General features: G+C 37.2%; 20 protein-coding genes, 5 tRNA genes and 1 pseudogene. 10 read left to right on the top strand and 16 right to left on the bottom strand.

Annotation, left to right across the window (positions count from 1 at the left end):
• Positions 1–71: 71 nt before the first annotated feature.
• Entirely contained in the window at positions 72–1,097 is a 1,026-nt protein-coding gene (locus MKS83_RS18875; protein WP_240580892.1) for an N-acetylmuramoyl-L-alanine amidase, read from the bottom strand.
• A 136-nt stretch (positions 1,098–1,233) separates the two neighbouring features.
• Between MKS83_RS18875 and MKS83_RS18870 the strand changes: the two genes are divergently transcribed.
• The 3 genes from MKS83_RS18870 (at position 1,234) to MKS83_RS18860 (ending at position 1,514) form a co-directional block, all read left to right on the top strand.
• Positions 1,234–1,318 (top strand) — tRNA-Ser (locus MKS83_RS18870).
• A 17-nt stretch (positions 1,319–1,335) separates the two neighbouring features.
• Positions 1,336–1,410, top strand: a tRNA-Pro gene (locus MKS83_RS18865).
• Positions 1,411–1,440: 30 nt separating this feature from the next.
• Positions 1,441–1,514: transfer RNA gene (locus MKS83_RS18860), tRNA-Arg, on the top strand.
• Between the two features lie 194 nt (positions 1,515–1,708).
• Here MKS83_RS18860 and MKS83_RS18855 read toward each other — a convergent pair.
• The 7 genes from MKS83_RS18855 to MKS83_RS18825 all read right to left on the bottom strand — a co-directional run bounded on the left by MKS83_RS18855 (position 1,709) and on the right by MKS83_RS18825 (position 8,630).
• Positions 1,709–3,025, bottom strand: a complete 1,317-nt coding sequence (locus tag MKS83_RS18855; RefSeq protein WP_240580891.1) for a hypothetical protein — start codon at positions 3,023–3,025, stop codon at positions 1,709–1,711.
• Between the two features lie 129 nt (positions 3,026–3,154).
• Positions 3,155–4,150: an alpha/beta fold hydrolase gene (locus MKS83_RS18850; RefSeq protein WP_240580890.1), complete on the bottom strand. Its 996-nt coding sequence runs from the start codon at positions 4,148–4,150 to the stop codon at positions 3,155–3,157.
• Between the two features lie 230 nt (positions 4,151–4,380).
• Positions 4,381–5,184, bottom strand: coding sequence for a hypothetical protein (locus MKS83_RS18845; protein WP_240580889.1), 804 nt, complete (start codon positions 5,182–5,184; stop codon positions 4,381–4,383).
• Between the two features lie 19 nt (positions 5,185–5,203).
• Positions 5,204–5,827, bottom strand: coding sequence for a carboxypeptidase-like regulatory domain-containing protein (locus tag MKS83_RS18840; RefSeq protein ID WP_240580888.1), 624 nt, complete (start codon positions 5,825–5,827; stop codon positions 5,204–5,206).
• A 77-nt stretch (positions 5,828–5,904) separates the two neighbouring features.
• Positions 5,905–6,597, bottom strand: a complete 693-nt coding sequence (locus tag MKS83_RS18835) for a hypothetical protein (RefSeq protein ID WP_240580887.1) — start codon at positions 6,595–6,597, stop codon at positions 5,905–5,907.
• Between the two features lie 41 nt (positions 6,598–6,638).
• Positions 6,639–7,691: a hypothetical protein gene (locus MKS83_RS18830; RefSeq protein ID WP_240580886.1), complete on the bottom strand. Its 1,053-nt coding sequence runs from the start codon at positions 7,689–7,691 to the stop codon at positions 6,639–6,641.
• 72 nt (positions 7,692–7,763) lie between these two features.
• Positions 7,764–8,630 (bottom strand): helix-turn-helix domain-containing protein, encoded by an 867-nt coding sequence (locus MKS83_RS18825; protein WP_240580885.1) that lies wholly within the window; start codon positions 8,628–8,630, stop codon positions 7,764–7,766.
• A gap of 345 nt (positions 8,631–8,975) precedes the next feature.
• Here MKS83_RS18825 and MKS83_RS18820 point away from each other — a divergent pair.
• Positions 8,976–9,050 (top strand) — tRNA-Pro (locus MKS83_RS18820).
• Positions 9,051–9,066: 16 nt separating this feature from the next.
• A tRNA-Arg gene (locus MKS83_RS18815) sits at positions 9,067–9,140 on the top strand.
• Between the two features lie 77 nt (positions 9,141–9,217).
• Here the strand turns inward: MKS83_RS18815 and MKS83_RS18810 are convergent.
• Both MKS83_RS18810 and MKS83_RS18805 read right to left on the bottom strand, forming a co-directional pair.
• Entirely contained in the window at positions 9,218–9,748 is a 531-nt protein-coding gene (locus MKS83_RS18810) for a RidA family protein (protein ID WP_240580884.1), read from the bottom strand.
• On the bottom strand, positions 9,735–10,532 hold the full coding sequence (locus tag MKS83_RS18805) for an alpha/beta hydrolase (RefSeq protein WP_240580883.1): 798 nt from the start codon (positions 10,530–10,532) through the stop codon (positions 9,735–9,737). Before MKS83_RS18805 ends, MKS83_RS18810 begins: the two co-directional genes overlap by 14 nt.
• 58 nt (positions 10,533–10,590) lie before the next feature.
• On the opposite strand from MKS83_RS18805, the gene MKS83_RS18800 reads away from it, so the two are divergent.
• Positions 10,591–11,199: a Crp/Fnr family transcriptional regulator gene (locus tag MKS83_RS18800; protein WP_240580882.1), complete on the top strand. Its 609-nt coding sequence runs from the start codon at positions 10,591–10,593 to the stop codon at positions 11,197–11,199.
• Between the two features lie 176 nt (positions 11,200–11,375).
• Here MKS83_RS18800 and MKS83_RS18795 read toward each other — a convergent pair whose 3' ends face one another.
• Positions 11,376–11,717, bottom strand: a complete 342-nt coding sequence (locus tag MKS83_RS18795; RefSeq protein ID WP_240580881.1) for a winged helix-turn-helix transcriptional regulator — start codon at positions 11,715–11,717, stop codon at positions 11,376–11,378.
• 132 nt (positions 11,718–11,849) lie between these two features.
• On the opposite strand from MKS83_RS18795, the gene MKS83_RS18790 reads away from it, so the two are divergent.
• A complete protein-coding gene (locus MKS83_RS18790) occupies positions 11,850–12,797 on the top strand; it encodes an NADP-dependent oxidoreductase (protein ID WP_240580880.1) in 948 nt (315 codons plus the stop codon).
• A gap of 79 nt (positions 12,798–12,876) precedes the next feature.
• On the opposite strand, the gene MKS83_RS18785 is transcribed toward MKS83_RS18790, so the two are convergent.
• Together MKS83_RS18785 and MKS83_RS18780 are read right to left on the bottom strand one after the other, a co-directional pair.
• A complete protein-coding gene (locus MKS83_RS18785) occupies positions 12,877–13,551 on the bottom strand; it encodes an MBL fold metallo-hydrolase (RefSeq protein WP_240580879.1) in 675 nt (224 codons plus the stop codon).
• A 53-nt stretch (positions 13,552–13,604) separates the two neighbouring features.
• Entirely contained in the window at positions 13,605–14,192 is a 588-nt protein-coding gene (locus tag MKS83_RS18780) for a Crp/Fnr family transcriptional regulator (RefSeq protein ID WP_240580878.1), read from the bottom strand.
• A gap of 248 nt (positions 14,193–14,440) precedes the next feature.
• Between MKS83_RS18780 and MKS83_RS18775 the strand changes: the two genes are divergently transcribed.
• The 3 genes and pseudogenes from MKS83_RS18775 to MKS83_RS18765 all read left to right on the top strand — a co-directional run bounded on the left by MKS83_RS18775 (position 14,441) and on the right by MKS83_RS18765 (position 20,389).
• Positions 14,441–14,773, top strand: a complete 333-nt coding sequence (locus MKS83_RS18775; RefSeq protein ID WP_240580877.1) for a hypothetical protein — start codon at positions 14,441–14,443, stop codon at positions 14,771–14,773.
• An 80-nt stretch (positions 14,774–14,853) separates the two neighbouring features.
• Positions 14,854–19,227 (top strand): annotated as a pseudogene (locus tag MKS83_RS18770) (CusA/CzcA family heavy metal efflux RND transporter).
• A gap of 7 nt (positions 19,228–19,234) precedes the next feature.
• Positions 19,235–20,389, top strand: coding sequence for an efflux RND transporter periplasmic adaptor subunit (locus tag MKS83_RS18765; RefSeq protein ID WP_240580876.1), 1,155 nt, complete (start codon positions 19,235–19,237; stop codon positions 20,387–20,389).
• A gap of 46 nt (positions 20,390–20,435) precedes the next feature.
• Here the strand turns inward: MKS83_RS18765 and MKS83_RS18760 are convergent, their stop codons facing one another.
• From MKS83_RS18760 to MKS83_RS18750, 3 genes are all read right to left on the bottom strand, one after another.
• Complete coding sequence (locus MKS83_RS18760) at positions 20,436–21,275, bottom strand: SH3 domain-containing protein (RefSeq protein ID WP_240580875.1); 840 nt, start codon at positions 21,273–21,275, stop codon at positions 20,436–20,438.
• A 16-nt stretch (positions 21,276–21,291) separates the two neighbouring features.
• Positions 21,292–22,119 (bottom strand): 50S ribosomal protein L11 methyltransferase, encoded by an 828-nt coding sequence (prmA, locus tag MKS83_RS18755; RefSeq protein ID WP_240580874.1) that lies wholly within the window; start codon positions 22,117–22,119, stop codon positions 21,292–21,294.
• Between the two features lie 249 nt (positions 22,120–22,368).
• On the bottom strand, positions 22,369–23,082 hold the full coding sequence (locus tag MKS83_RS18750) for a 3-ketoacyl-ACP reductase (RefSeq protein WP_240580873.1): 714 nt from the start codon (positions 23,080–23,082) through the stop codon (positions 22,369–22,371).
• Between the last annotated feature and the right edge of the window lie 95 nt (positions 23,083–23,177).

Genomic DNA, 23,177 nt, shown 5'->3' with positions numbered 1-23,177 from the left:
TAAAATAGTATTTAAAAACCTAATGTATTGATTCAAAAAAAATGCATCATCAAGATGCACTTCAAAATTACTTATTTTATCGGATATTTTTGATTTAATGCCTGTAAAATTGCCCATGTTTCGGCATCCATGATCCCGTCATATTTCTCAGGTCTGAAATGATACTGGAAAGCTTCAATTGTTTTTTTGGTACTATCATCCCAGGCTCCGGTAAGTTCAAGTCCATAACCAAATTTCTGCAAGGCAGTCTGAATCATAAAAATAAAAGCAGGCTCGCTATATCTTGTTGTAAAATCTGTCTGGGCCTGGGTAAGGAAAGTCTGTTTAGCCGCTTCATCATACCACATCCCGATCTGGTATTCATCATATAATTTTTTCCAAGGGAAAAGCGGCCCCGGATCTTGTTTTCTGGTGGCTGCAATATCAGAATGCGCCAATACATTGGTAGCAGGAATCTGATATCTTGTAATAATATCTTTAGCCAATGCGGCTACCTTTTTTATCTGGTCATCACTGAAAGCTGCAAACACTCTGGTCTTTGCAGAATCTGTTCTGAATCCTGCATTTACAATTTCTATGCCTATGGAAGTGTCATTCAAATTTTTGTCACTTCTCCAAGAGCTCACTCCTGCATGATAGGCACGTTTGTTCTCGTCTACCAGTTGGTAAATCTCATTGTCTCCTGTATTATTGACAAGATAATGTGCACTTACTTCCTGCTGTGTAAGAACAGTAATCGACTTATCATCCGGTAATGCAGTATAGTGAAGAATCAAATAGCGTTGTCTGAAATTCTGTCCTAATGCAGGAAAATATGTTTTTACCACTTTATATCCGGCAGGTTTTGCCGATACAATTGAGCCATAGCTTATCGTATTGTTATTTTTAGTGGCATCTGCAATATTGGTCGTGAAAAAATCGACTCCTCCTTCATGGGTAATCTGAGGTTTTGGCTTCTCATTAGGGATCTTTGCTACCGGAGTTTTTGGCTGTACTACCTGCTTATTGGTACGCGAAGCATTTTGTTTCATATTTTTCTGTGAAGTACATGAAAAAACAAAAAAACTTAAGCCGATGATATATAATGTTTTACGCATTTGTTTGCTTTTTTAATCGTTTATTAGCGTAAAAATACACAAATTTTTCTTGAAAAATATTTGGTAAATAAAGAAATCTATTCTATATTTGCACTCGCAATAACAGAACAACGATCATCAAAAAATAAGATAAACAGGAGGGTTGCCGGAGTGGTTAACGGAGCAGTTTGCTAAACTGTCGACGCGAAAGTGTCGCAAGGGTTCGAATCCCTTACCCTCCGCTTTTCTATATATCTTTCGGGGCGTAGCGTAGTCCGGTCATCGCGCCTGGTTTGGGACCAGGAGGTCGCAGGTTCGAATCCTGCCGCCCCGACAGTTTTCATAATTTTTTCAAAATTATAATGGGTGCGTAGCTCAGCTGGATAGAGCATCTGCCTTCTAAGCAGACGGTCAAAGGTTCGAATCCTTTCGCGCTCACTTAAAGAGACAACTATCAAATAGTTGCCTCTTTTTTTATACCCATAAAAATCTATAATCCAAACTTTTACAATTGGGATATTTAGAGTTCGATTTTTAAAGCTGGAATTCCTCTATTACTTATTTGAAATTATCTAGAAGAACCTCAATATATTTCCTATAGGACTTTTCGCAAATTCGAAATCTCCTTAGGGTCATCGTGTCTTTTTTTCTATTTTTTTGTCAGTTAGTTTATAATTACCTGTTACGTCATCTTTTATTACAGAGTACCCATCATTAAGTTCTAGTACCCAACCCTCTCCGCTTATAATCTTATTCTCGGTTTTCAAGGGATTGGTGATAAAAATGCGGTCCCATTTAGGGCTCATTAATGCTCCATTCTTTACGGTAAGTATTCCCCATTTATCAGTGACTCTAATATTTGGATAGACTGTTCCCTTGTCTTCAATAGGTATAATATTTCTTGGATCAAATGATACATTCATTTTCTCAAATACGAGTTCAAAATGCGGTTGCGTAATAAATTTACTTTTATATTCCGCAATCATTTTTTGTGTTTCTTTTTCTCTTGCTTCTTCTTCCGAAATAATTGCTTTTCCGTTGTATTGATTTAAAAGTAAGGCAGTTGTTTTCCTTAAATCATTGGATATTGTTATATCAAATGCTTTTATGAAATAGTCCGTCAGATTTGTCTTGATTGTTATTTCTCTGTTCCACCCTTTTTTTGTATTATCAAGTAAGTAACCGTAGATAGGAATTGTTTGATAAGCAAATGACCGGACAAATGTAGGATTGCTTAGAAAAGAGTTTATGTTTTTAATAAAATGTTCGGATAATTGCATTCTATCTCTTCCGCTAATTATTGAACCTGTATATTCAGCAATTCCTTCATTTAACTCCAATAAATTTTCAGTAATGTCTGCTCCGGAATAAAGTAAATATCTGTATTTTCTAAAAGTTAAGGCATTGGTAAGATGCGTTTTTCGTTCAGTTTTATTATGTGTTTGTAAAGCCTTCTTTAACGCTTCAAGTTCCAAACGTAAATAAATTCTACCATTCTTTTGATTAAGATGATTGTTTTCAACGTTGAATAGTTGAAACCCTAACAAAGGTTGGCTTACATGAAACAATTCGTGGGCAAGCAAATTTATTCTGTCCTGTTTATTGACTGGCAATGGAAGCGTAATCATAGCCCAATGTCTGCCATCCCAATTGACAGCTGTATTTGCAATATTAATTTCGGCAGGTAAAATTCCGGAATAAATATTGCCGTTTTGCTTGAGAACACCTGTGCTGCCGGAAAAGTTTGCAACTATTTGCCTCGTATCAGGATTGACAAATAATACCGGTCCATATAAATCTTTTCCCCATAGTTGTTTATGTTTGTCTGCCGCAATTTTTATTTCATTGAAATTAGCTGAAATACTGTCATTAAAACTTGAGATTTCCTGTCCAAAGGATAGTTGAATGAATATTAAAAACAGTATCGTAAGGTAATTTTTTTTAATCATATGGCCACTCTTAAAAATTATAAATACCATTTTTGAGATTAGTGAAAATGGCAGTTGGAAATTGATATTCTAACTAATAAAGGATCAATAAATTATAGCATCGAGTCATATATAAATCGTAACTTATTTTTAATGTAATATTTTATCGACCATATCATTGATTGCTTTTTCAACGGCTTTTGGATTATCCTGGTTGATATAGTGACCACTATTGGGAACCATGATTTGTTTGCTGTCCGTTGAAAGAAGCAAAAAATCTTTTTGCATTTTATTCCACGCATTGATCATTTCAAGTTTTAATTCTTTATCTTTAATAGAAGAATCATAACGCTTTGGATCTGAGGCGGTCAGTATTAAAAGAGGTATAGTACCGAAAGACTTTATTTTTGCTGCTTCTTTTTTGATAGAGCTCATGTGATCCTGTTCTTCCAACACCACATCTGCACTTTTGTAAAGCAAAGCGGGCATAATGGAATTTTGATATTCATATTGCTTTTCATCGGGAAACATACCTTTGAACATTAATCTTGCCAACCCAAAAGTATTTGCAAATTTTAGAAAACCACCTGGCAACCCCTGATTGACCATTTTGAACAGTTCTGGTGACAGATATTTTTTATCATCAGGACATTGACTATCCACAAATATTACGCCCGCAACATCTTGAGAATATTGATTGACGAAAAATCGGACAAGTGTACCTCCAAATGAATGTCCAACCAGAATATAAGGCTTAGGTACGTAAGATTTTTCGAGCAGAAGATGCAGTTCTTCAGCCATCTTTTCACCTGATTTTGGATTCTGGCCACGTTCGCTCCATAATATTCCTGACCTGTCATATGAAAAACTTGTATAGGAAGCCGGTAACTGTTGTTGAATATGGTACCATTGCAGATGTCCGGCAGGATCGAATGCCGTTTCAAAAACAACAGTCGGTCCTCCACTTCCTTTTTTGTAATAATGCAGCCGATGATTGTCAACTTCTGCAAAACTGCCGTCTGGCGTTATTTTTTCAGCATCATTTCGGGATATTCTTTCAAAGATAAATCCTGTAATAAGTAACAATATAATTAATGCAACTAAGCCTAATCCTATCCGTTTAATCCATTTGAAAAAAGTCTTCATAAATATTTTTTTTATAACGTGTATTTGGTATTGATTCTCTGACAAAGTCGAATTTTCCATTCTCCATAATATAGAGAAAGTTTTTCAATATTTTCTAGCGTCTATTTGATTGCTGGCAATGTCAGCAAGTTATAAAAAACTATCAAACTATTGCAAAGGTATAACATTATATACGTTTTTATTCCTCAATATCTCAAGATGGATTACCATAAATTACTGGACTACAGATACTATTTAGTTCTATTCCTTCCTGAAACTTTAAAATTACTTACCAGTATTCCTGAGTCATTAGCATATCGCCACGGTGCCGTTATATAAAAGTTTTTAGCCACTGTAGGGCTGAAGAGAACTTCATCAGCTAGCTTTACATCATCGAGATATACTGCCATCCGTTTCCCGTTAACCGACAGGACGATATGCAGCGGACGATTGATCCATGGTTCAAGATCAAAGGTCGTATTTACAAGTTTTTCCGGATTACTGCTGCCTATATTTACCTGATTCGTATCGTAGTAGTGCAGTTGCACATAAGTCCCGATATTGCTAGCATAATGGAGGACACTGTTATCGCTGGCAAAACCAAACGACAATGGCGCAATATCTTTCGCCTGTTCTGCTTTTGCGATAATGTCAAAAGATAAGGTAAACCGGCGGGGATAATTGAGCGGATTCGAAAATTTGTAAATCTCCTTATCCCCTAAATCCAGCCATTTCCCTTTCTGACCTGCTACCGTTCTAACAGTAGCCGCACCATTGGTTTTGAAGTTCGTAGCAATGGTACCTGGCTGAAATGCCGAAAAATCTTCTGCGAATATCAGCGAATCACCAGACACTACAGTGCTAGTGCGGTTCCCTGATTTATCTGCGGATTTCTCTTCTTCTGAAGTGGTATTTTTGTCAATTTTTTTGTCTTTTGTTATTGTGGTTTTGTCTTTTGCTTTTTGAAATATATCACTGACTTGGGCATATACCGCAATTCCTGAGAGCAATAGTACAAGGAACAGTAGTCCGGTGATTTTTTTATCTGTTATCATGATAAGATATTTTTGTAAACTAATGAAGGTTAACTCTAACGATTTCGCCGTCTTCCTTTACCTCTACAAATGCTTCTATCCTGTCCTCGTGGTCAACAGAATAGCTCTTTTGTTGATAGTAGTCTGTCTGTCCGCCGTAGTTGTTGTACCCGGTTCCGGTATATTCATTATATGTCCCATTGTGCGTATAGCCGAGAAAACCTTGCAGAAAATATTTGCCCGGCTTCATGTCAGGAAACGTAAATTCTCCGTCGCTATTGGTAATTGCTTCAAGCCTGTATCTGTAGGCACTTTTGGAGAGATAGACATAACGTCTTTTTCTGAGGCTTTCTTTTTCCTTTCTCAAAGCATACCAAGACTCCAGATATGGTGTTACCGGCAACAAGGTAACCTTTATCTGGTTGGCATATATACGTTGCCCCACTTTGAGTCCCCATTTGCTCTTCGCTTTTGTAAAAGCTATTCCTTTGATAGTAGCCGTACCCTTGGCAAGTTGCAGTTTCGCCTGTAATGAATCAAAAGGTACCTGCGGATAAAGTGCATCAATCTTATTCTTTTTCTCCGTCTCTTTATATTGAGCCGAAACGACAGCTGTTGATGGTAAGGCATAGAAAATTGCAACAATATATTTTTTTAACTTCATGATATTATTTATGGTTTAATGACTGTATGATAAGGAAGATTGAAAGTTCTCCCGACTTTAATGATTACCTATCCCCGTCATGTTCCTGGCGGCTCCGGAAAAGAAGGGCTAATTTTCAGATTTCGGAAATAGCCCTCAGTACCAACATCGACAAATAAGCCGACGGCACCCATTGCATCCGGGCCTTGTTTAAGGTCATTTATGATAAGGGAAGGGTATTTGTTCTTATTTAAAAATAGTTTTGCCTGGCTGTCTTTGACTTCAATTTTTATGGTGATCCATTCATTCAAACCCATATCGGCATACGACTCATATTTTTCTGGATGCTCTTTTCTTAGACGTTCATATTTAAAATTTGGGTAAGAAAAGTATTGAATCGAGTGATTGCGTCTCACCTGGTCTTCGGCTCTGCCATTCGTTGGACGTATATATATGGATTCAAATTTCGAATTCATGTCATCGATTCTGAATGCCAATCCAATAAACCCACGGTCGGTTGGAGCAGCCGTAGGGAGCAGCCGGCTTAGAACTTCTACCTCGATACTCCCATTTTTAAAGTTTGTGTTCTTTATCTTAACAAATGTAGGTTCGTCCGCTTCTTTCACCGAACTGTCTTTTACGACCCTGACAACTTTTTCACCTTCCAGGTTGACAATTTGCATATAAACTTTATTAGGTAAAAGATTGCTCTCGTCTAAAATTACTTTTTGGCCGTATGCACTTTCTGAGATTAACAGAAAAAGAAATAAGGTTGTTATTAATCTTTTCATACTTCTTACTATAAAGAGTTTATGACTATTATGATTACAACTTACTTTTTAAAAAGTCCGGCATTTAGATTCGAACCCAGTGAACCTTCCGCCAATTGCAGATAATTGCGTTTACTCTGATCTTTTTCAATGATCACGGTTCCGGTGGTCTGTACGTTTTTCATTTCCAGAAAATCTGTAGAAGTAGCATTACTGTCACTCAACGGCCCGCTTCCGTATCCTGCCAGTTTATTATAATTCACAAAAATACAGTCAGAAGCCTTATACCGGCGTGTGCTTCCTTTTTCCCTGATCCATACTGTGCTGGTGTTGGCGATAATGTTATGATGAAAATCGAAATCATCGCCGTTGGTACCTTGGGTAGTCCAGACCCCGCAGAAATAGCCACCATAGACTAAGGAATGTTGCATGGCACTGCGACTGCCGGCCTTCCCTTCATTTTTCCAGAAGACAACAGGTATTTTACAGTTGAAGAAAACACAATGGTCAATAACCAAACCATAGCCATTGGCGATCACTCCTACATGTAATGGCAGTACATCTGCATTCCCGGCGAACAGACATTGTGTTACAAGCAGATCGTCTAGTTTTTTTCCGTCCCGCCAGATGGGGTATGAACGGCGCAAATTATTGGCATCGAGATACGTATAATCTGGGCTGCCTGTAAACCGAAGACCCGCAATGGTAACGTGGCTTACCTCGGGTTGAATACCTTTCGCTTCTTCTCCCCCCACACCGGGTTCAGTAGGTACAATGGTCATAACGACCGGCATTTTTTTGGGTGTCCAGTCTGCATCATCAGGCATCACTTCAGCACGGATGGTTAGACGGTTGGTAAAAGTATATTTATCATTGGTAAACAGTACCGTTTTGGTGATCAGATGCACACCTTCTGCAAGGATGATTGTTGTTTCTCCCTGGTCTTTATTTAGATTAATGCGTCTTGCGGCTTCTGAAAGGGATCTTAAAGGCTGTGTCTTTGCCCCTGAATTCATGTCATTGCCGGATATGGGATTAACATATAATTGTTCTGCCTTTATGTAAAACAGGCTCATTATAAAGAATAGAAGACTGAATGTTACCGATTTTATCATTTTCCTTTTTTTGGTAAAATTAGGAAGATTGATATGTTGCAAAATGGTCATTTTGTCTTCAGAATTGTCAATTTATATATTCTTTCGGTATTGTTGGGGCGTGGTACGGGTAAATTTTTTGAAAAAACGGTTAAAGTTGGAAGGGTCCGAAAACCCGAAGTCGTAGCAGATCTCTTTTGCAGATTTATTCTGATGCAACTCTTTTTTTATTTCTGAAATAAGTTTGTGATGAATCATTTGCTGTGCTGTTAATCCGCTGAACTGCCTGCAGACTTTATTAAGAAATCCGGGACTTACATTAAGCATTTTAGTATAGCTTTCAACGGTTTGATTTTCTAGAAATTTCTTTTCCAGCAAAGAGCGGAATCTGTAGAAATCTGCATGGATATAAGTGTCCCTCTGAACGTTATAGATCCCTGCATAATAGCGGTTGAGAACGATAAGCAACTGATAAAGTACAGACCTGATCAAATGATTGCTGTCATTCTGAATTTGTCCGAACTCCCGTTCTATTTCCTGTAAAAGCTCCAGGCATTTCCCGAATGATCTTTTATCGATCTTTATGTCAGTGGAATGAGAATACTGATGAAAGTATTGAAACCGGTACAGAAACAGCTCATCTGAAAAGAAGAGGTGAAGAAAATCTTTTTCAAAGAACAATGTATAGCCTCTTATCTTTTCTTTGATTTCCCAGCGGCGAACCTGCCCGGGGCTGATAAAAATGATGGTTCCGGGACTTATAGACATTACCTTGCCGTCCAGTGAAAATGTTCCCGATCCCTCTTCAATGAAAACAATTTCGTAAAAACTGACTTGATGTAAGGTCCGGTCCAGTACATAATTTTTCAATGTTTCAATACGTCCAAGATCCAACAATAATTCTGTCCCATATTTATAGGGCATAAAATGATATGTTTTAATTGGAGAAGCTTTTACCATCTTTGAAAATTTTTACAATAGAAGGCTCGTTGTTATACAAACTTTTGTTTCGTTCTTCAAAGATAAATAGATTTTAGCTTCAATATACGCTGTTGTTCTTTCTGGTTTAATATTTATTTCTTCAACTAAAAATTTAAAAAAGGTAATAATATACTTATAAAAACAGCTTCAGGAAAATTTAGATTAAAATCAATTTTTAATTAAAAAGATTGTCCAATAGCTTTATAAAAATGATAATACAATATTATTTAAAATTATTTCACATTTTATTTTCATAATTCAAAAAAACATTCTATATTTGCACCCACAAAAAACAAGGTAATTCTTGTTAAAGATGACCTCAATCGGGGCGTAGCGTAGTCCGGTCATCGCGCCTGGTTTGGGACCAGGAGGTCGCAGGTTCGAATCCTGCCGCCCCGACAATCAAAATATTTTAGGGTGCGTAGCTCAGCTGGATAGAGCATCTGCCTTCTAAGCAGACGGTCAAAGGTTCGAATCCTTTCGCGCTCACTTAAAGAGACAACTATTAAATAGTTGTCTCTTTTTTATACTCATAAAATGCTTAAAAATATAGAAATAAAAAGTATCTATAATGGTTTAAACGCAATTGCATCAACTTCTATGAGCATTCCGTCCAAAGCGAGTCTTGGAACCGGTATTAAAGTACTCGCAGGAAATTTATTATTCTTCCATACCTTCCGCATTTCTTCACTCCATATATTAAGTTTCTCTTGATCATGATCAACAATCAGTATTGTAATTTTAAGTACATCTTCATGAGTTAAATCTGACGCTTTAAGAGCAGTATTAAGGTTTTGTAAAGCAGCTTTAACCTGCGTCCTGAAATCTTTGGAAAGCCTATGCTCTAAACCTTCCCCTCCACTTTGTCCTGAAATAAATACATAATTTCCGTTACCTGAAGTCGTTGTAAAATGTGAAAAAGCAAATGGTTTGGGATCAAAAAGCCCTTTAGGATTCCCATAGTGGACGTTTGATCTATCTTTTGATTTATGGGCTGGCTTATTTTCATTTTTAAAACAACCTGTAAGCAATAAAATGAAGAGTAGAGAGATCAGAAAATATTTTTTCTTACCTGTAAAGTATTTAAAACCAATCATGGCTTGTAAAGAATTGATGAAGTTGGAATATTTGATTAACAGCAGCTTTCGACCAATAGGAAGCATCGTGGCCACCGGGACGCTCTTCATAAATATGAGGAATATTCAATGAGATTAATTGCTCATGAAATTTTCTGTTTTGGGCAATCAAGATATCGTCAGTCCCACAACCGATCAGGATTTTTTGCCGAGTGTCCTTAAGTTTATTTATCTGTGAAATAGCCGTGTATGTAGTCCATTTTTCAGGATTTTCACCTAGTAATTTGGGGACACCATATTCTTTTCCAAAAGGAACAAAATCTATGACCCCACACAAGCTCGCGATAGCACTAAAGGTATCTTGGTGCCTTGAGCCAATATACAGCGCACCATGCCCACCCATACTCCAGCCCATTAAAGCTGTTTTAGACTGGTCAGACGTGTATTTTTTTTGAATATAATTGGTCAATTCTTTGGCAATAAAAGTCTCGTACTTTAAACGGGGGCTGTCTATATACCAACTGTCATAATTTCCGTCGGGTAACACAAATATCATCCGCATTTCTTCACTGAGCGCTGATAAAGAAGGAATATCTCGTGTTAAAGTTCTTTTAGGATAGCCACTGTAGCCATGCAGTATATAAACTGTTGGCAGTTTCTCATCTCCACTGTTTGACGGATGTACTACAAGTGTTTTAATTTCCTTGTTCATAGATGTACTGTAAATATTCAATGAGTCGACTTTTTGAGAAAACATTTTGCTTCCCATACACATAACGACTAAGGCAAATAATGATTTTATCATTGTAATTGATTTTTGTAGTAGCAAAATTAGATGCCTAAATTCTCAAAATACTTTACATATGTTGAGGGATAAGAAATTTTTCCTTTATCTTTATGAAATGACAGCATTTTGGGAATTTATAGATCATTATTCCTCAATCTCTGAAGAGTCAAAAAACGCATGGTCTGGTTTATTGAAAACATCTGAGATTATAAAAGGGAATAATTTCTTAGATCAGGGGGCAATACCTAAAGATATTGCTTTTATCAGTAGTGGGCTGCTTTCCTACTATTACCTTAATGAAAAAGGGGAGAAAATAATTAAACGATTTTTTAAGGAAAATTCACTGGTAGCATCTACAAGTGCATTATTAAAACAGGAGCCAGGATTTTTTGCCATTGAGGCTTTAGAAGATACGAAACTGATCAGTTACTCTTTCAAAGATTTCAGAAACTTAGCAAGGAAATATAATGATATCGCCAATTTCTACATCAGCTATCTGGAACGCCATTGGGTTATAGAAAAAGAATTTGCAGAAATCACTCTTAAATCGGCTACGGCTAAAGAAAGATATTTAAGGTTTGAGAATGATTATCCAGAGTTGATCTCTCGTTTAAAACTTCATCAGATAGCCTCTTATCTTGCAATTACTCCCACTCAGCTTAGCAGAATCAGAGCCGAACTTTAAATGTTTTCAACATGGTTGGAAATTGTCCGTTTTTACAGATATTTACTAATAAAGCACCATTCCCAAACCCAATTCCTTTCCTTGAAAAACAATCCCGTGAATGGCAAAAAATTTCCTTATCTAAAATGTAATTCATTTCTTATTTCAGGCTATACCTAAAACAATTTATTCCTGATTTAAAGTTTACTGTTTTCCTTCGCAATTTGCTTATCCCCCCATTGCCTCAAATGGTCAATGAAAGGAATTAATTCTTTCCCGGTTTCGGTCAGAGAATATTCCACTTTCGGGGGAACCTCATGATAAACCTTTCGGTTAACCAATCCGTCATCTTCCAATTCACGCAACGTCTGGGTGAGCATCTTGGGCGTAATATCGTACAGCGTTTTTCGCAGTTCACCATAACGTAAAATCGTATTCACATGAAGATACCACAAAATCCGTCCTTTGTATTTTCCACCAATTCGTCTGAAGGCATAATCCACAGCGCAGGAAGGTTCATCATTTAAATATTTTTTCATTTTTTAACATTTTATAATGGTTTGATAATCAACAATAGTATCCTTTTAGTTCGTAGAATACAAAAAAGTGCATACTTGTCACAAATATACTATTAAATTACTTTCGTTTGGTAATTTTAAATATCATAGAAAATGAAAGCAGTTATTTTAAAAGAGGCAGGAAGTGTGGGAAACCTTCAATTTGCAGAAGTGGAAAAGCCAGCCTTACAAAACGATGAAGTGTTGGTAAAAGTAGCGTCTGTCAGCATCAATCCTGTAGATGTTAAAGCGAGGGCTTATGACGGCGTTTTAGGTTGGATATTTGGAGAGGAACGACCTGTAATTCTGGGTTGGGATATTTCTGGAGAAGTCGTGGAAACAGGTAATGGTGTGACCGACTTTAAGATTGGGGTTCAAGTATTCGGAATGGTCAATTTTTTCGGAAACGGAAAAGCCTATGCAGAATATGTTGCTTCACCGTCAAAACATTTGGCTTTGAAACCCAAAAACACAACATATCAACAGGCAGCAGCTTCTGCAATGGCAGCTTCTACCGCCTACCAGGCTTTGGTGGATGTTGCCAAAATTAAAAAAGGAGACAAAGTATTGATTCACGGGGCTTCCGGAGGTGTCGGACACTTTGCGGTGCAGATCGCCAAGCATTTCGGAGCTTACGTCATCGGTACATCTTCTGCCAAAAACAGAGATTTTGTTTTATCGTTGGGAGCGGACCAGCACGTTGATTATATAACAGAAAATTTTGCCGAAAAAGTACAGGACGCCGATATTGTTTTAGACACCATTCAGGGAGAGACATTGCTTCATTCTGTTGATGCAGTCCGACCGGGTGGAATTATTGTAACACTTCCCACTCCTGAAATTTCCCAGGAAGTTAAAGAAAAAGCCGACATGAAACAGGTAAACATTGCGTTTATGATGGTGGCTTCCAAAAAAGAAACCATTACAGCCGTTGCCCAGCTATTGGAACAAGAAGCTTTAAAACCACATATTCACAAAACCTTTCCATTTGAAGAAATTGCAAAAGCACATTTAGAGGTGGAAACCAATCGGGTTGTAGGCAAAGTTGTTATAAATATTTAAATACTACAAAGCAAATTATTAGAAAGCAAAAAGAAGATGTTTTTAGGCATCTTCTTTTAAACCATAATACGGCATCTTTTTAACTATACTTAGCCACAAATTGCTCGAATTTACGATTTGTATTCCGCAAGACCGGTCCATGACCGAAACAGATAACAGAAGGATTCAATTGTGCCAACTTTTGGAGTGATTTGATGTTACACTGCTGATCCGAGGTGAACATATTTGGCGGAAGCCGCAGACCGGTCACTGTCGTAAGCAGATTCATATTTACCGCGGCATCCCCGATGATCAGTACGCCATCCTGCTCACGAAATAAAGAAATATGACCTGCCGAATGTCCGGGAGTCTCTATTACCCGGAAGTTTCCGATTTTATCGTTTTCAACAATTATCCGGTCGACTTTATGTCCCTGACCAGCCCAATACTTTTGCTGAAGCCTGGCTACCCAATGTTGTGGAGTCGGGTAATCGTTGGTCACCATACCTGTTTCAGTTCTAAAAACTTCGTTGGGATGACAGAGTAAGGGAATTGAAAGCTCAGCGCATATCTGATCGCTACAGCCTTGATGATCTGCATGAGCATGTGTCAACACATGTTGATAAACGGAAATTTCATGTAACGCTTTTTTTATTGTGGTATATGAACTGCGTATTCCGGAATCTACCAATACACCTTCGATAATATAACAATTGATACTGTTTCGTGGCATCAGGGGAATCTGGAACACTTCGGGAGCAATTTGACGTAACATATTTTTTTGTGCAAATCTACTTCGGTGATCCGGATCAAATAAGGACATTTGTCCTATAATACATTAGGTCTATGTATTTGTCCTTTCGCCCTTGTCAATGATCGCTGCGTGATACCAAGGTATGATGCCAGATCCTGAGTTGCGACCCGTTGAACGAGCATGGGTTCATTAGAGAGTACATGACGGTATTTATCCACAGCGGATTTATTATTGTAATTAAGCAGATAACGCTCCTTTTGGCTATACTCCTGCTCTATTACGGATTTTATCACTCCATTCCATGCAGTAACCTGACCAAGCAGATATTGATAGTCCATGTAGCTTATTGCATAGATTACACTATCTTCTATAGTCCTGATACTCCTCCTCGATTTTTCTTGCGACACAAATTCCTGAAATGAGGTGACAAATTCATTTTCAAACTTGAAGCAGGTTATATTTTCCTCTCCTTCTTTGTCGACAGCATATGCTTTTACAGCCCCACTGGTAATAAATCCAACATGACGACATATTTCACCTTCACGAATAAAAAGATCGCCCTTTTTTAAGCAGATCGGTTTGAAAAACTGTGCAGAGAAGTTGATTTCCCCAGATGATAATTCTCCTGTTGAAGATAGATAATTTTTAAATACATCGGTCATTTCACAATCTTTTCACTCTTTTATTTTCTTTTCATCGTCTGTGGATTAAAAAATCCAGTGTCCAAATTTAACAATTATTATACATTCAATATTTCAATAACCATAATATCTGATTCATTCCACTTAAGAATATTAAAATTCCGCAAATTAGTCCCGGCACGAAATTTAATAGACTCAATCCAGTCCTTAATTACAATTAAACCACTATCTTTGTATCCATGTTAAAATGGTTTTCCATAGTATGTTCAATGATATATGTAATTGCAACCACCAATGTAACGGAAGTGTTGAAAGTACCTGTGTTTATAGAGCATCTTATGGATTATCACGGAAGTTTTTCAGAGTTTTTTGTGGAACATTACGATAACCATAAGCCCGATTCAGATTGGGATACAGACCAGAAGCTACCGTTTTTCAATCCTCCGATTGTGTTGATGGTTTATGCAAAACTTCCAGAAACTACTTTTCACATCGAAAAAATAAAAGAGATTATCACCTCTCAAAAACCAACTGTTTATCAGGAAAAAGACTTTTCCAGCAGTTATCTTTCCCATATTTTCCAGCCGCCGCGATTTTGTTAATTGATTTTTAATTTAATATCAATGCTTTAGGTTTTTATCTGAAGCAGTCGATTCTATTTAGTTCAATTAATACATTTTTCATGTTAAATAAAATCATTGAGTTTTCTGTAAAGAATAAACTCATTATTGCGCTGTTTACCATTGCGCTTATCCTTTTTGGAATTTATGAAACGACCAAACTTCCCATTGATGCACAACCCGATATTACGAGTAACCAGGTTCAGGTTATTACCGTTGCACCATCTTACGGAGCAGCAGATATCGAACGACTGGTAACCTTCCCGATAGAGCAGGCAACCAGCAACATTAGCGGAATTACAGAACTCCGAAGCTTTTCACGTTTCGGGCTATCTTTAGTAACCGTTGTTTTTGATGACAAAACAGATGTATACTGGGCTCGTCAACAAGTCCAGGAACGTTTGCAGCTGGTTCAGGAAAATATTCCTGCAGGGATTGGAAAACCAGAATTAGGGCCTATCTCATCGGGATTGGGAGAGATTTTTCAGTATGTAGTCAGGGCTAAAAAAGGCTACGAAAACGTTTATGACGAAACCGAACTCCGGACTATTCAGGATTGGATAATTCGTCGGCAATTATTGGGAACGAAAGGTGTTGCGGATGTCAGCAGTTTCGGAGGTAAATTAAAGCAGTACGAAATTGCTATCAACCCTAATCAGCTTCAGGCTTTTGATATTACCATCAACGATGTTTTTGATGCATTGGAAAAGAACAATCAAAACACAGGAGGAGCTTATATCGAAAAGAAAGAGACTGTCCTTTTCATCCGCAGTGAAGGCCTTTTAGGGAGCATTGAAGACATCGGTAATATTCAGGTCTTTGAGACAAAAGAAGGGATTCCGGTTCATATTAAAGATGTTTCGAAGGTGAACATTGGTTTTGCAACACGATATGGTGCTATGACTTATAATGATGAGGGAGAAGTATCTGGAGCGATTGTTTTGATGTTAAAAGGAGAAAATGCCAATGAAGTAATCGGAAATATTAAACAAAAACTAGACAAGATTCAGGAATCTTTACCGGAGGGCGTTGTCATTGAGCCATTTTTAGACAGGGCGAAAATGGTAAACAACACCATCAATACCGTAAAAACCAATTTAATGGAAGGTGCTTTAATTGTCGTTTTCATTCTGGTTTTATTTCTAGGAAATTTCAGAGCAGGATTATTAGTAGCTTCCGTAATTCCTTTGGCAATGCTTTTTGCCATTATTATGATGAATATTTTCGGAGTTGGAGGAAATTTAATGAGTCTTGGCGCTCTGGATTTCGGGTTGATTGTTGATGGTGCCGTGATTATTGTGGAAGCTGTTCTGCATCAGTTAGCCCACAAAAAACATTTCGGAAAAGACAATATGCTTTCAAAAGCTGAAATGGATGCTCAGGTTTCCAGTTCGGCAACAAAAATGGTCAACAGTGCTGTTTTCGGACAGATTATTATCTTAATTGTTTACTTACCGATTTTTACGCTTCAAGGGATTGAAGGAAAAATGTTCAAGCCGATGGCACAAACCGTAGCTTTTGCCTTAATTGGTGCATTTTTACTGTCATTGACTTATATTCCAATGATGAGTTCACTGGTATTAAATCGAAAGAAAAAAACGAAAGACAATATTTCTGATAAAGTGATGTCGAAAGTAGAAAGTGGTCATCAGAAATTATTGATTAAAGCTTTAAAATTCAGAAAAACAATCATTGCAACGGTTCTTGTTTTGTTTGCGGGAGCGGTTTTCGTGCTTTCAAAAATGGGCGGCGAATTTATTCCGTCTTTGGAAGAAGGCGATTTTGCGGTAGAAATGAGAATTCTTCAGGGAAGCAATATCGAAGAGACCAAAAAAGTAACCACACAAGCTGCTAAGATTTTACTAAAACAGTTTCCTGAAGTTCAGAAAGTCGTAATGAAAATCGGAAGCGGAGAAATCCCGACGGACCCAATGCCAATGGACGGAGGTGATATGATTGTCGTTTTGAAACCTAAGAAAGAATGGACTTCCGCACATTCATTTCCTGAGCTTTCAGACAAAATGAATGAAGCTTTACAGGTGATTCCCGGACTTACCGCAAGTTTTCAGTTTCCGGTTCAGATGCGTTTCAATGAGTTGATGACGGGAGCAAAACAGGATGTAGTCTGTAAGATTTATGGTGAAGATTTAGACAGCCTTGCAGCTTATGCAAAGAAATTAGGTGGAATTATTTCAACCGTCAATGGCACCCAGGATTTATATCTGGAGCCTGTTGTAGGTGCTCCGCAAGTTGTGATTGATTATAACCGGGCCGAACTTTCGCGTTACAATATTTCCGTGGCGGAAATTAACAGAGTCATCAATATGGCTTTTGCAGGACAGACTGCGGGTACTTTGTATGAAGGCGAAAGAAAATTCGATGTGGTGGTAAGAATGGATAATGAACATAAAAAAGACATTTCAAGCATTCAAAATTTGTTGGTTCCGACCCCGAATGGTGAACAGATTCCTTTGTATCAATTGGCAAAAGTGGAACTAAAAAATAGCCCAAATCAGATTCAGAGAGAAAACACAAAACGTAGAATTGTTGTAGGGTTCAATGTTAGAGGAAGAGATGTTCAGAGTATTGTGGAAGAACTTCAGCAGAAGGTTGATAAAGATTTGAAATTATCTTCTGGATACACCATTTCTTACGGCGGCGCTTTTGAAAATTTAAATGAAGCGAAAGCCAGATTAGGAATTGCCGTTCCGATTTCTTTAGTGATGATTTTCTTATTGCTTTTCTTCGCTTTCGGTTCGGTAAAACATAGTTTGCTGATTTATACCGCAATTCCTTTGTCAGCAATTGGTGGAATTTACTTTTTAGAATTGAGAGGAATGCCTTTTAGCATCAGTGCAGGAGTTGGATTTATCGCCCTTTTCGGAGTCGCTGTGTTGAATGGAATTGTTTTAATCTCAGAATTCAACCGACTGAAAAAAGATGGGGTTAAAAACCTGAGCCGGATTGTTTTAATGGGAACGAGAATCCGTCTTCGTCCGGTTCTGATGACCGCTTTTGTGGCGTCATTAGGATTTTTACCAATGGCAATCAGTAATGGAGCCGGTGCGGAAGTTCAACGACCGTTAGCAACAGTAGTTATCGGAGGATTGATGCTTGCAACGCTTTTAACTTTATTCGTTTTGCCAATTCTTTATGTCTTATTTGAACGAATCAGCAAAAAGAAAAAATTTCAGGCTCATCCATAAATCAATTTTAACTTAATCAAAATGAAATTTTCAAACTATCATAAAAAGCTTGCTGTATTCTTATTTCTGATGTCTTTTGGAATAATGAAATCGCAGGAAAATATTACTTACGAACAGGCTCTGGAAAAAGCTTTTCAACAAAACGGAGCTTTAAAAAATTCAAGATTAATTTCTGAATATCAGGAAAAATTAAAATCGAGCTATCTCGATATTCCGCAAACGGAAGTCAGTGCGCAAATCGGACAGATAAACGATGTGGAAACAGACAATTCGTTCTCCATTTCCCAACGTTTTAGTTTTCCGACTGTTTATACCAAAAGAAAGCAAATGCTAGATGCAGAATGGAATGCAAGCGTTATCAATCAAAACCTAACGAAAGCTCAACTGACAAAAGAGGTTTCCGATGTTTTCTACCGAATTCTTACGCTTCAGGAAAAGAAAAAAGTGATTGAATATATCAGTCAGCTTTACAACAACTTCGCTGATAAAGCAAGCCTGAGACTAAAAAAAGGAGAAGCCAATATTATGGAAGAATCTACCGCTGAAATTCAACGGGAACAGGCAAGAACACAATTGAACATGCTTGAAAACGATCTCAATATAGCCAAACTTAAGCTTCAACTATTGCTTCAGTCTGAGAAACAATATCAGCCGGTTTCTGATCAACCCATTATAAATGTTAATCTTCAGGTTTCAGAAGAAATAGTTAAGCAACATCCTGAATTGCAGTATTTAAATCAGCAAATTAAAGTCAATGAAGCCGAAGCTCAGCTTGAAAGATCTAAACTGTTGCCTGAATTATTAGTTGGATACACAAATCAAAGTATGAAAAATCTGAATAACAATCGTTTTAATGCAGTTCAGGTCGGTGTAGGAATTCCTTTGTTTACGAAAGGGCAACGAGCACTGGCTAAAGCAATAAAAGCCAAAGTGGCAATTTCAGAAAATCAATATCAATTAAAAGAAATTGAGCTGAAAAACAGATTCGGACAACAGGTAACTCATTATACCAATCAACTGAAAATCGTTGAAAATTACGAACAAAAGCAGCTTCCTAAGTCTGAAACAATCTTAAAAACCGCTCAAAAACAAATGGAAGTCGGTGAGATCGACTATCTGGACTGGGTTATTCTGACGAATCAGGCTGTAAAAACCAAGGTTGATTATATCGATAACCTTGAAAGACTCAATCAAATTGGCGCAGAACTTAATTTCTTACTATCAAAATAACAGCGAAATGTATCTTAAAAATATAGCAATTTTCAGTTTAAGTATAATAATCCTGACCTTATCTTCCTGTTCAGGGAAAAAAGAGGAAGAAAAAACGGTGTACGAAAACACAAAATTCAAAGAGAAGGATCAAAATACGGTTCAACTGTCAGATCAGCAAATAAAATCGGTTGGCTTAACAACAACAATAATCCAGGAAAAAACCATGCAAAAACTCGTTCGTCTGAACGGGAAAGTGGAAATTGCGCCGTCTCATATCAGTTCGGTTTCCAGCATTATGGGTGGTCATATCAAATCGATTAATGTAATTAACGGAAGTCATTTCAATAAAGGGCAGGTTTTGGCTGTAGTTGAAGACCAGCAGTTTATTCAGCTACAACAGGATTATCTGGTGACAAAAGCACAACTGGAATCGGCAAGACTGAATTTTAACCGTCAAAAAGATCTGAATACGAGCAAAGCAAGCAGCGATAAAACCCTGCAAACCGCTCAGGCAGATTATTCCACCCTGAATGCGACGTTGAAAGGGCTGGAAGAAAAGTTGAGAATGATTGGAATCAATGCCAAAGGTTTAAATTCATCCAATATCAGAAGCAGGATTAACATTTATGCCCCTTTCAGTGGTTTTGTAAGCAAAATTTTAGTGAATAACGGGCAATATATTAATCCTTCGGATACTTTGTTTGAGCTCATCAATCCTTCCGGTTTACTGCTTGAATTAAAAGTTTTTGAAAATGATGTGAATGATGTAAAAATCGGACAGGAGATCTTAGTGTACAACAATCAAAACCCAGATAAAAAATCGTCGGCAAAAACTATAAGCATTGTACCGAGTATTGAAAACGGCGGTTCGTCGATGGCTGTTGCGAAGCTTTCAAGTCCGAATCCTGAGTTTATCAAAGGAATGTACATTAATGCGGAAGTTACCGTGAACAGTCGCTTTACAATTGGCCTTCCGAATGAATCAGTTGTTTCTTTTGAAAATAAAAATTATGTTTTTGAAGATTTGGGAAATAAAAAATACAAGATGATTCCCGTGAATACCGGAATTACAGATGATCACTTCACAGAAATTTTAAAAGCAGATCATTTAAAGGATAAAAAAATTGTACGGAAAGGGGCATACAGCCTTCTTATGCTGCTGAAAAATAAGGCGGAATAAATGAAAAACACCTGTTATATAGCAGGTGTTTTTTCATTTTTGTTTTCTATTTATAAGAATTTCCGTCCCAAAGATAAGTCTTTGAAGCTCTTTTCTTCTTTTCACGATCTCTGTCATCTTTTTCCATTTCTTCCATTTTAAAAATAAAGGCATTCGGAATTCCGCCTTTATCATTCGGGAAAACAAATTCTTCACTGTGATAATATATATCGGCATCTCCAACATTCATAAGTTGAGGAAGAACAATCAGCTTTTTATCTTTAAACAAAACATATTGGTCATAACTCGGAATTCCGCACGCTTCACCAGAAACAGTTGCTTTTAATGTCAGTTCCACGTTTTGCAATTTATGATTACTTTCAATAGTGAATGTTCCAAAGCTTAGGCTTTCACCTGAACCCGTATCGAAAGAAACCTCATCAATCAAAGCATTTCCTTCCAACACTTTTATGGCTGCAATATTTTGCTGGATCGTTATTTCGGGAAACTGTTTGTCTTTTTTATTGACTGTCTTCGTTAAGCCAAAAAGAAAATCATAGCCGTTTTTATTCCTGTAGCCTACACAAAGATTCCCACCCCAAACATAGCCTTCTGAGGTTTCATCTCCTTTTTGATAAGAAATTTTATACCAATTGGCTCTTCTTTCTCCCAATTTCAGAATGGTTTCTTCTTTTTTAAGAATTACAACCTGCTGATTCGTCTGCAAAGAATCCAGAATCTGAGCATTTACATTTGGAGACTGCCGGATTCTCGTCCAATCCGTGAATATTTTCTGTGTTTTATTTTCTTCAAAATGGAAAACTCCGTTGGCATATTCGTAATCTTCTTCCTGTGCGGAAAAAATCTGAATAATGAATAAAAATAAAACAGTGAATAAGGTTTTCATATTAATACTGGTGTGATTATTTTTCAAGCAACAAACTTACCCATTCTTCACGCTGAAGCTGTTTTTTAAGTTCTAAGCCGTTGTCTTTACAAACTTCCAGAATATCATCTACATCAAAGAAACATAATCCGGAAAGTAATAGTTTTCCTCCCTCGTTCAATACAGAAACATAGGTCGGAATGTCCGAAATAAGGATATTTCTATTGATGTTCGCCAGAATAATATCGTAGTTTTCTTTGCCTAAATTTTCAGCAGTTCCTAATTCGATATCCAGCTCTACATTATTTCTTACAGCATTTTCTTTTGAGTTTTCTACAGACCATTCGTCGATATCAATCGCTTTTGTCTCTCCCGCTCCTATTTGTTTTGCATAAATTGCCAATACAGAGGTTCCGCACCCCATATCCAATACTTTTTTACCATTGAAATCGATATCCATCATTTGCTGGATCATCAAATGGGTCGTAGGATGATGCCCCGTTCCGAAAGACATTTTGGGCTGGATAATAATTTCATGCATTCCGGGAACAGATTCGTGGAATTCTGCTCTGATCAGTACTTTATCATCGATATTGATGGGTTCGAAGTTCTTTTCCCATTCCTCATTCCAGTTGATATTAGGCATTTCCAGAAAAGTGTATTCTATCTTTACTTCTTCATTCTGAAAAAGGGGAAGCGCCTTCAAATCTTCTTCATTGAATAAGTCTTTCTGAATATATCCTAAAATCCCTTCCAGCTCTTCTGTGAAACTGTCGAAACCTATCTCGATCAGTTCTGCCATTAATATTTCGTTCCATGGCTGAAGCGGAGAGATTTTAAAATCGAATTCTAAATAATTTTGCATGTGAATAATTTGCTGCAAAAATACTAATGTTATTATTGTTAAAAAAATGATGAAGTAAATTTAGCTGAAATCAGGGATTTTACGTTTTGAATGAATGTACCCGAATTCTAAGCTTTGGCTAAAGCCATATAGAACCCATGAAAACAGAAAGCGGGCTAAAGCCCGCTCCTATTGATTTTTTAAAGGATAAAGGAAAAATTTTTTGCTGCCAATTTTAAACCTTACACCCTGAACTTTGAACTTTAAATTTTATGGATTGGTAGAGAAAATAGAACCATTTGCTATTAATGCTCTTCTGTTCATTTTCAGAATATCTCTTACCCATTCTGCGAAATCTTCAGGCTGAAGCACTTTATCAGGATTTCCATCTGTAAGACCTCCCTGGATAGACATATCAGAAGCAATTGTACTTGGTGTAAGGGTAATCACACGGATATTTTGCTTTCTCCATTCTGCCATCATCGATTGTGATAATGAAACCACCGCTGCTTTTGAAGCTGCATAAGCTGACATATTTGGGCCGCCCTTTAAACCTGCTGTAGATGCTACGTTAACGATATCTCCTTCTCCTTTTGCTTTCAGGAACGGATGAACTGCTTTTGCAGCATAATATACTCCGAAAAGATTGGTTTTAATTACCTGCTCCCAGGTTTCAGAAGGCATTTCTTCTATAGAACCGAAATCTCCGATTCCTGCGTTATTAATCAAAATATCTACTCCACCCAATTGTTCTGCCAAAGATTCGATTCCTGATTTCACTTCAGCTTCGTTATCGACTGAAAAAACGGCATAAGCTGCATTTACCCCGATATTTTTAATTTCTTCTACTGTACTTTTAAGGTTTTCTTCATTTCTTCCTGTAATTCCTACATTCACTCCTTCATTGGCCAATGCTAGTGCTACCGCTTTTCCTAATCCTCTTCCTCCACCTGTAATGATGGCATTTTTACCGCTTATATTCATATTAAATAGTATTTTATTCGTGTAAGCAAATTTACGAAAGATGATCTGGATAATGTTGATGAAACCTAAATTTTATAGGAAATGAGATGCTTCGA

This window comes from Chryseobacterium sp. Y16C (assembly GCF_022488405.1).
GTDB classification, from domain to species: domain Bacteria; phylum Bacteroidota; class Bacteroidia; order Flavobacteriales; family Weeksellaceae; genus Chryseobacterium; species Chryseobacterium geocarposphaerae.
The sequence above is the reverse complement of the archived record's forward strand: the minus strand, read 5'-3'. Positions and strand labels throughout refer to the sequence as shown.